We start from the raw sequence: 8,170 nt of genomic DNA on the forward strand, positions 1-8,170 counted from the left end.
TGAGCTGGTCCTGGTTTGCTGGACAGGTTGGCAGCGGATTTAAGGTGTGTTCCGGTTTCTGATCACGCTGCCAGAATCCGATTCATGTAAGCCTGCTGTTGGTGTGGGGCCTGTGGAGATGTGGGCAAGGCGCGAGCCTTGTCCATCATATCCACAGGTCGGCCAGCCGAATACGCCGCGGCCGGCGTTTGGCCATCCAGGGCGGAATGTGGACGTTCGGTATTGTAAAAGCCGATCCAGGAGCCGATGACGCGCTCGGCCACGAAGCCGTCGCTCAGTTCGTGAAGATAGACCGCCTCGTACTTCAACGACCGCCACAGCCGTTCGATGAAGATGTTGTCCATGCAGCGACCCCGCCCATCCATCGAGATCGCCACGCCGGCATCCTTGAGCGCGCCGGTGAACTCGAAGCTGGTGAACTGGCTGCCTTGGTCGGTGTTGAAGATCTCGGGTCGGCCGTATTGGGCCAGCGCGTCGGCCAGGGCCTCGATGCAGAACCCGGCATCCATGGTGTTCGACAGCCGCCACGCCAGGACATGGCGGGTCGCCCAGTCCATGATCGTGACCAGGTAAAGGAACCCGCGCCGCACCGGGATGTAGGTGATGTCGGCGCACCAGACCTGATCCGGGCGTTCCACCGTCATGTCGCGGAGCAGATAGGGATAGACCCGGTGCGCCGGGTGCGGTGTGCTGGTCCGCGGCGCCTGATAGATGGCTTGCAATCCCATCAGGCGCATCAGGCGGCGAACCCGGTGACGGCCGACCTCGATACCCTCCCGCCGCAACTGGAAGACCATCTGACGGCTGCCGTAAAACGGATACTTCAGGAACAGCTCGTCGATCCGGCGCATCAATGCCAGGTTCTCCAGGCTCGCGCCGATCGGCGTGTAATAGAACGACGATCGGCCGATTGAGAGCAGGCGGCATTGCCGGCTCAAACTCAAGCCGGGGTGGCGAGGCTCGATCATCGCCTTGCGCTCTCCCCGGCTCATCGCTTGAGCCCTTTGGCTAAAAAATCCCGTTCCACCGTCAATTGGCCGATCTTGGCATGAAGATCGTGAACCTCCGCTTCGCGATCCTGCAGCCCCCGATCCGCGCCGTTCGAAAACACCTGCGACAGACCCTCGCTCGCCTGCCGCTTCCACGCGCTCACCTGGTTCGGATGCACCTTGTGCTTCGCCGCGATCTCCTGAACCGTCTTGTCGCCGCGCAAGGCCTCCAGGGCCACCCGCGCCTTGAACTCGCCCGTAAATCGGCGTCGTGTCGTCATCTCGTATCCCTCCGTTACACGGTGGAATACACCTTAAACTACTGTCCTGTTTTCCGGGACCAGCTCAGTCATCGGCTGCATCAACTCGTTGAACGCTTCGTCCAGCATCGTCGCCAGATGTTCGGCTTCACGGTAGTTCGTCGTGCCGAGAGACACCGCAACCTCGCCACCGGGCGGCGATGGAAGGCGGCGGCGATAGTAGAACACGCCTCGTTTCTTCGTGACGTGAGAACCGTCGCTCTCAATGCTGTTGTGGGAGCAGATGTGGGAGCATTTGTGGGAGCGTTGTGGGAGCATGAACGAAAATCCCGGCTGGAATGGGCCAAAGCCAGGAGAATTCGTCAAATGATTTCAATGAGTTATGGGAGTGTGTTGGCTGGGGGACTAGGATTCGAACCTAGACTAGCGGAGTCAGAGTCCGCGGTCCTACCGTTAGACGATCCCCCAGCAGAGGGGCTGCCGGGACCGGCATCTTAGCCGATCTGGCGGTGCCCGGCCTTGGGGCCGGTCGAGGGCGAGACCATAATCAGGCGCCCTTAACGCTTCAACCCTTTCCTGAAGCCGCGGTTCCGGCCGGTTTGCCACACCCAAAGCGGGTGCCAAACCAGGTCTTGGAACCGTCATGAACCGGTTAACCCTTTCGAGCCATTAGCGATTTTCGACCGATTCCCGCGATTCGAGGGCTTGGCCGACGCGGCCGGCTCTGCGTAGGATGGGCTGGGCCCCGGCCGATCGGCGGGCGCCTCCCAGGGATGGGTGCGGGAAACGGGTCAGGCGAAGGGAATCGGCGGCATCATGCAGCGGCCCGGCGGTGAAGGATCGGCGGAGGCGGCTCTGGCCGCGAACGCTGACCTGGAAGGCTTGAGCCCGCCGGCTCTGGCACTCGACGCCGGCTTGGTCCCGCCCACCGGCATCGCCGTTCCCTCCGGCTTCGTCTCCAACGGCGCCGACCCGGTCACAGGCCTGCGCGCCGACGGCGAGGCCGAGCTCGACAACGAGGTTTATGCCGCGATCGATCTCGGCACCAACAATTGCCGGCTGCTGGTGGCGCGCGCGCGCGGCCGCGGCTTCCGCGTCATCGACGCTTTCTCGCGCATCGTGCGGCTGGGCGAGGGGCTCGGCGCCTGCGGCGCGCTCTCGCCCGAGGCGATGGACCGCACCGTGGACGCGCTCAGGATCTGCGTCGACAAGATGAACCGCCGCGCCGTCACGCGGGCGCGCTCGGTCGCGACCGAGGCCTGCCGGCGCGCCGCCAACGGCGCCCAGTTCCTGGCGCGGGTCGAGGCCGAGGCGGGCCTGAAGCTCGAGATCATCACGCCGCAGGAGGAGGCCGAGCTCGCCTTCCGCGGCTGCGCCCCCCTGCTCGCGCGCGAACCGCGCCGCGCCATCCTGTTCGATATCGGCGGCGGTTCGACCGAGGTGGGCTGGGTTGCGATCCGTCCCGGCCGCGGCATCGAGCTCCTGGCTTACCGCTCGCTGCCGCTGGGCGTGGTCAATCTCGCCGAGCGCCATGGCGCCAAGGCCTATTGCGAGCGGACCTACGGCGCGATGGTCGACGAGATCGCGACCTCGCTGGAGCCGCTCGAAGCCGAATGCAATATCGCGGCCGAGGTGCGGCGGGGGCGGGTGCAGATGCTGGGCTCGTCCGGCACGGTCACGACCTTGGCCGGCATCGAGATGCAGCTGCAGCGCTATGACCGCTCGCGCGTCGACGGCTCCTATCTCGATTTCGGCTCGATCGGCGCCATCAGCCGGCGCCTCGCGGCGATGGATTGCGCCGAGCGCGCGCAGCAACCCTGCATCGGCCGCGACCGCGCGGACCTGGTGGTGGCGGGCTGCGCCATCCTCGAAGGCATCTGCCGCCTCTGGCCGGTGGGGCGCCTGCGCGTCGCCGACCGGGGCCTGCGCGAAGGCATCCTGTTCGGGCTGATGTCGCCGGGCGCTTCCCCGCGTTTCGGACATTGAGCGGCGGACGCTGACGGCATCAGCGGATTCTTCTTTTAGATCGGATAACCCCTCCCGCCCCGCGGGCTTTGCCCGCTGACTCCTTCAAGTCGCCGGCGAAGCCGGCATGGGAGGGGGCGTGGTCCTTTTGTTTCTTCTCCCTCGCTTGTCTTCATCGCGGACGAAGGAGCGAGGTTTCGCTTTTTTCTCGCCCCCTCCCCTTGCGGGAGGGGTATATGACGCGCACGCGTTATCGAGGCTGATCCATGTCCAAACCCAAAGACACCAGGTCTGCCACCGGCAAATCCCTCTCCGATGCGAGCCTCACGGGTCGCAAGGAGAAGGTCCGCGTCAAGACCACCAACAAGCGCAGCGTGTCGTCGGCGCGCTGGCTGGAGCGGCAGCTCAACGATCCTTATGTGGCCGAGGCGCAGAAGCGCGGGCTTCGCTCGCGCGCGGCCTTCAAGCTGATCGAGCTCGACGAGAAGTACAAACTGCTGCGCAAAGGGCTGCGCGTGCTCGATCTGGGCGCGGCCCCGGGCGGCTGGAGCCAGGTCGCGGCCGAGCGCGTCGGCCCCAAGGGCCGCGTGCTCGCGGTCGACATCCTGGCGATGGATCCGCTGCCGGGCGTCACGGTGATGCAGCAGGATTTCATGGCCGACGAGGCGCCCGAGCGGATCCGCGCCGCGCTCGACGGGCCGGCCGATCTGGTCTTGAGCGACATGGCCGCCCCCACCATCGGCCATACCCGCACCGACCATCTGCGGATCATGGCCATGGCCGAGACCGCCTATCAGTTCGCGGCCGAGGTGCTGGCCCCCGGCGGCACCTTCCTCTGCAAGCTGTTCCAGGGTGGCGCCACCAAAAGCCTGCTCGATCTGCTCAAACGAGATTTCGAGCAGGTTCGCCACGTAAAGCCGCCCGCGAGCCGCGCAGATTCGGCGGAGATCTATGTGGTGGCGACGGGGTTCCGGGGCGGGAAGGGCTGAGGGGCGAGGGTGAGGCCCGAGCGACTGCGCCGCCGCCCCTCGGCCCTAAATCGCCAGCACCTTCTCCAGATGCGTCGCCACATCCTGCGGGCCTAGATGCGTCAGGTCCTTATGGACCTCGCCGATGACATGCTCGCGGGCCTTGGGCGTCAGCGCCATGCGCAGCTCGCCGAGGGTCTGGGGCGGCGCCACCAGGACCAGGCGCTTGCACTCGCCCGATTCGATGGCCGCATCGAGTCGATGAGCCAGATGCTGGGCGAAGACCGTCTTCTCGATCCGGTGATAGTCGGGCGTCTCGACCGAGTGATGGGCGGAGTAGCCGCTTTCCTGCACGCGGCCCGGCTTGTCCGTCCCGAGGTCGCGGCTGGCGTGGAGCTCGGTCTTGAAGGTCATGCCCGGCACCAGGGTCAATCGATGCCCCGGCCCGTTATAGCTGAGGATCGAAGCGCTCTTGCCATCGGCGACGAGAACCCAGGTTACGATCGGCTTCATAGGGAATTCCTTTTCCGGAAGAGTGCGGCCAACGGGGGGATTGGCGTCATGACGACGGCGTCACGACCCTGTGCCGACCCTGTTCTAGTTGGGGTCTTTATCCAACTTTTACAGCCTCGGCACGGAATCGATTCCGCACCCTGACCTGGATCAAGCCAGCCCCCGGCCGGCGCATGGCTGATGCGTCGAAAAGGCCCGAAAATCCGGGCTTTCAACGCTTGGCTTTGCAACTTCCTTGTGTATGATGGCGCGCCATTATTCAGGGACCGCTCGAGGGGCTCGCGACGTCGCACCCGCCCCCGCCTCCCGGAGAGATGGCCAATGAAAATCCGCGAGGCCCTGACTTTCGACGACGTGCTGCTTCAGCCCGCCGCCTCTTCGGTGCTACCCACCAGCACCGACACGCGAACCCGTCTCACCCGCACCATCCAGCTCGGCATTCCGCTGATCTCGGCGGCGATGGACACCGTCACCGAAGGCCGGCTCGCCATCGCCATGGCGCAGTCGGGCGGCATGGGCGTGATCCACAAGAACCTCAGCCCTGAGCTTCAGGCGGCCGAAGTCCGCAAGGTGAAGAAGTTCGAATCCGGCATGGTGGTGAACCCGCTCACCATCAATCCCGATGCCAAGCTGGCCGACGCGCTGGCGCTCATGGAGCAGCATCAGATCTCGGGCTTCCCCGTGGTCGAGCGCGGCTCGGGCAAGCTGGTCGGCGTGCTCACCAACCGCGACGTGCGCTTCGCCAGCAACAAGAACCAGCCGGTCCGCGAGCTGATGACGCATGACAAGCTCATCACCGTGAAGGAAGGCGTCAGCCACGACGAGGCCAAGCGCCTGCTGCATCAGCACCGGATCGAGAAGCTGCTGGTGGTCGACAACGAATATCGCTGCGTCGGCCTCATCACCGTCAAGGACATGGACAAGGCCCAGGCCTATCCGAACGCCTGCAAGGACGAGAAGGGCCGTCTGCGCGCCGCCGCCGCGACCGGCGTGGGCGAGGACGGTCTGCGCCGCGCCGAAATCCTGCTCGATGCCGATGTCGATGTGATCGTGGTCGATACCGCCCATGGCCATTCGGTCGGCGTCTTGAAGGCGGTCGAGGCGGTGAAGCGGCTCTCCAATGCCTGCCAGGTGATCGCCGGCAATGTCGCGACCTCCGAGGGCGCCAAGGCGCTGATCGATGCCGGCGCGGACGCGATCAAGGTCGGCATCGGGCCGGGCTCGATCTGCACCACGCGCATCGTCGCCGGTGTCGGCGTGCCGCAGCTCACCGCCATCACCGACGCGGTCGAGGCCGCGCGCAAGCAGAACGTGCCGGTCATCGCCGATGGCGGCGTTAAATATTCGGGCGATCTCGCCAAGGCGATCGCGGCCGGCGCCGATTGCTGCATGATCGGCGCACTCCTGGCCGGCACCGACGAGAGCCCCGGCGAGGTGTTCCTCTATCAGGGCCGCTCCTACAAATCCTATCGCGGCATGGGCTCGCTCGGCGCCATGGCGCGCGGCTCGGCCGACCGCTATTTCCAGCAGGAAGTGTCGAGCACCTTGAAGCTGGTGCCCGAGGGCGTCGAAGGTCGCGTGCCCTACAAGGGCCCGGTGGGCAATGTGATCCACCAGCTCGTCGGCGGCTTGCGTGCCGCCATGGGCTACACCGGCAATGGCACCGTCGCCGAGATGCAGCAGAACTGCCAGTTCCTGCGCATCACCAATGCGGGCCTGCGCGAGAGCCACGTGCATGACGTGCAGCTCATGCGCGAGGCGCCGAATTATCGGCCGGATATGTGAGAGAGATTCTGGCTTCGCATTTGTTTTCGCTGACCGCGCTCGTGGTACCCCCCTCCCTAACCCTCCCCCGCAAGGGGGGAGGGCTGGAATTTGCAGTAACCACGCCGCCTCTTGTGGGCGGGCAGCAGCATATAGAAACCACGCCCCCTCCCCTTGCGGGAGGGGGTAGGGGGAGGGGAGCCGCAAACTCCGCCTCGCAGATTCTTCCATGACCCCCGGCGCCCGTCTCCAAGCCGCGATCGAGCTCCTCGCCTCGATCCACACCGGCACGGCACCGGCCGATCGCGCCGCGCATGAGTTCTTTCGCGCGCGCCGATATATCGGCGGCGGCGACCGGCGCGAGGTGCTGGGGCTCACTTACGCGACCTTACGCGCCCGCGCGCGGCTCGACTGGGCGATCGACCGCGCCTGGCCGGCCGAGGCGCCGAAGAGCGACGACACCGACCGCAACCGCGTGATCGCGGCGCTGGCGCTGCTCGAAGGCTGGGACGCCGATCGCATCGCCGGCAGTTTCGATGGCGGGCAGTACCGCCCGGCGCCGATGTCGCGCGAGGAGCGCGCGCTCGCCCGCGCGCTGACCGGCCAGCCGCTCGATCATCTCGACCAGCCCGCCTGGGTCCGTTTCGAATATCCCGAATGGCTCGACGCGCCCCTGCGCGAGGCGCTGGGATCCGATTTCGAGGCCGAGATGCGGGCCTTGATGGACGAGGCCGCGACCGACATCCGCGTCAATGCGCTCAAAGCCAACCGCGAGGCGGCGATCCGCGCGCTCAAGGCCGAGAAGGTCGAGGCCCATCCGACGCCGCTCTCGCCCTGGGGCCTGCGCGTGACCGGCCGGCCGCCGCTGGCGAGCCTCGAGGTCTTCAAGTCGGGCGCCATCGAGGTGCAGGACGAAGGCTCGCAGCTGGTGGCGCTGCTGACCGATGCGCGTCCCGGCCAGCGCGTGGTCGATTTCTGCGCCGGTGCCGGCGGCAAGACCCTGGCGCTCGCGGCGCAGATGAAGAACAAGGGCCATATCGTCGCCTGCGACGTGCTCGAGGGCCGCATCATGCGGGCCTCGACGCGGCTGCGGCGTGCGGGCGCCCACAATGTCGAGCGCCGCGCGCTGACGAGCGAGCGCGACCCCTGGGTCAAGCGCCACGCCGCCGCCTTCGACCGCGTGCTGGTCGACGCGCCCTGCAGCGGCAGCGGCACCTGGCGGCGCAACCCGGACCAGAAATGGCGCCTGGCGCCCAACGACCTCGAGGAGCTGGTGGCCCTGCAGGCCAGCATCCTCCAGAGCGCCGCGCGTCTGGTGAAGCAGGGTGGGTGCCTCGTCTACGCCACCTGCGCGCTGCTGCCGGCCGAGAACGAGGGGCAGATCCAGCGGTTCCTCGAGATGCATGACAAGTTCCGGGTCGTGCCGATCGCCGAGGTGTGGGCGAGCGTCATCGGCGGGGATTGTCCGGCGGATGGGGATTTTCTCCGGCTGTCGCCGTCGCGCCATGGGACGGACGGGTTCTTCGTGGGCGTGCTCGCGCGGAATACGTGAGCGGACTTCGCGTTCGTTCAGAATCTTTAGTTCCCCTCCCCCTACCCCCTCCCGCAAGGGCTACGGCATTCACACATCTACTTCGCAAGCTCGAATTTCGTTCGGTTATTTCTCTTTCGGTGCTTCCCGATTCCGAAAAGAATCGGGCGGGGTCGCGAT

Annotated in this window: 7 protein-coding genes and 1 tRNA gene; 4 read left to right on the forward strand and 4 right to left on the reverse strand. The window is 66.4% G+C overall.

Annotated elements, in window-relative coordinates; genetic code table 11:
- Positions 1 to 62: 62 nt before the first annotated feature.
- From ACREE8_RS11980 to ACREE8_RS11990, 3 genes are all read right to left on the reverse strand, one after another.
- Positions 63 to 1,270, reverse strand: a protein-coding gene (locus ACREE8_RS11980) for an IS3 family transposase (protein WP_431573231.1) whose coding sequence is annotated in 2 segments (ribosomal slippage) — positions 63 to 997 and positions 997 to 1,270 — 1,209 coding nt in all. Because the reading frame shifts where the segments join, the coding sequence is not laid out codon by codon here.
- A 33-nt stretch (positions 1,271 to 1,303) separates the two neighbouring features.
- A complete protein-coding gene (locus tag ACREE8_RS11985) occupies positions 1,304 to 1,567 on the reverse strand; it encodes a DUF6538 domain-containing protein (RefSeq protein WP_431573232.1) in 264 nt (87 codons plus the stop codon).
- A gap of 76 nt (positions 1,568 to 1,643) precedes the next feature.
- A tRNA-Gln gene (locus ACREE8_RS11990) sits at positions 1,644 to 1,717 on the reverse strand.
- A gap of 348 nt (positions 1,718 to 2,065) precedes the next feature.
- Here ACREE8_RS11990 and ACREE8_RS11995 point away from each other — a divergent pair.
- Together ACREE8_RS11995 and ACREE8_RS12000 are read left to right on the forward strand one after the other, a co-directional pair.
- Positions 2,066 to 3,235, forward strand: coding sequence for a Ppx/GppA phosphatase family protein (locus tag ACREE8_RS11995; protein ID WP_431573233.1), 1,170 nt, complete (start codon positions 2,066 to 2,068; stop codon positions 3,233 to 3,235).
- A 245-nt stretch (positions 3,236 to 3,480) separates the two neighbouring features.
- Positions 3,481 to 4,203, forward strand: a complete 723-nt coding sequence (locus tag ACREE8_RS12000; protein WP_431573234.1) for an RlmE family RNA methyltransferase — start codon at positions 3,481 to 3,483, stop codon at positions 4,201 to 4,203.
- 45 nt (positions 4,204 to 4,248) lie between these two features.
- Here the strand turns inward: ACREE8_RS12000 and ACREE8_RS12005 are convergent, their stop codons facing one another.
- On the reverse strand, positions 4,249 to 4,695 hold the full coding sequence (locus tag ACREE8_RS12005) for a host attachment protein (protein WP_431573235.1): 447 nt from the start codon (positions 4,693 to 4,695) through the stop codon (positions 4,249 to 4,251).
- A gap of 321 nt (positions 4,696 to 5,016) precedes the next feature.
- Here ACREE8_RS12005 and guaB point away from each other — a divergent pair, with 321 nt between their 5' ends.
- Together guaB and ACREE8_RS12015 are read left to right on the forward strand one after the other, a co-directional pair.
- A complete protein-coding gene (guaB, locus tag ACREE8_RS12010) occupies positions 5,017 to 6,480 on the forward strand; it encodes an IMP dehydrogenase (protein ID WP_431573236.1) in 1,464 nt (487 codons plus the stop codon).
- Between the two features lie 208 nt (positions 6,481 to 6,688).
- On the forward strand, positions 6,689 to 8,011 hold the full coding sequence (locus ACREE8_RS12015; protein WP_431573237.1) for an RsmB/NOP family class I SAM-dependent RNA methyltransferase: 1,323 nt from the start codon (positions 6,689 to 6,691) through the stop codon (positions 8,009 to 8,011).
- Positions 8,012 to 8,170: the final 159 nt, after the last annotated feature.

The sequence above is a fragment of the Hypericibacter sp. genome (genome assembly GCF_050729195.1).
In the GTDB taxonomy this organism is placed as follows: Bacteria; Pseudomonadota; Alphaproteobacteria; order Dongiales; family Dongiaceae; genus Hypericibacter.

Bases quoted from the DNA above. Each gene is read 5' to 3' on its own strand.
- ACREE8_RS11985 (WP_431573232.1), bottom strand. From the start codon at position 1,567: ATGCTCCCACAACGCTCCCACAAATGCTCCCACATCTGCTCCCACAAC.
- ACREE8_RS11995 (WP_431573233.1), top strand. From the start codon at position 2,066: ATGCAGCGGCCCGGCGGTGAAGGATCGGCGGAGGCGGCTCTGGCCGCG.
- ACREE8_RS12000 (WP_431573234.1), top strand. From the start codon at position 3,481: ATGTCCAAACCCAAAGACACCAGGTCTGCCACCGGCAAATCCCTCTCC.
- ACREE8_RS12005 (WP_431573235.1), bottom strand. From the start codon at position 4,695: ATGAAGCCGATCGTAACCTGGGTTCTCGTCGCCGATGGCAAGAGCGCT.
- guaB (WP_431573236.1), top strand. From the start codon at position 5,017: ATGAAAATCCGCGAGGCCCTGACTTTCGACGACGTGCTGCTTCAGCCC.
- ACREE8_RS12015 (WP_431573237.1), top strand. From the start codon at position 6,689: ATGACCCCCGGCGCCCGTCTCCAAGCCGCGATCGAGCTCCTCGCCTCG.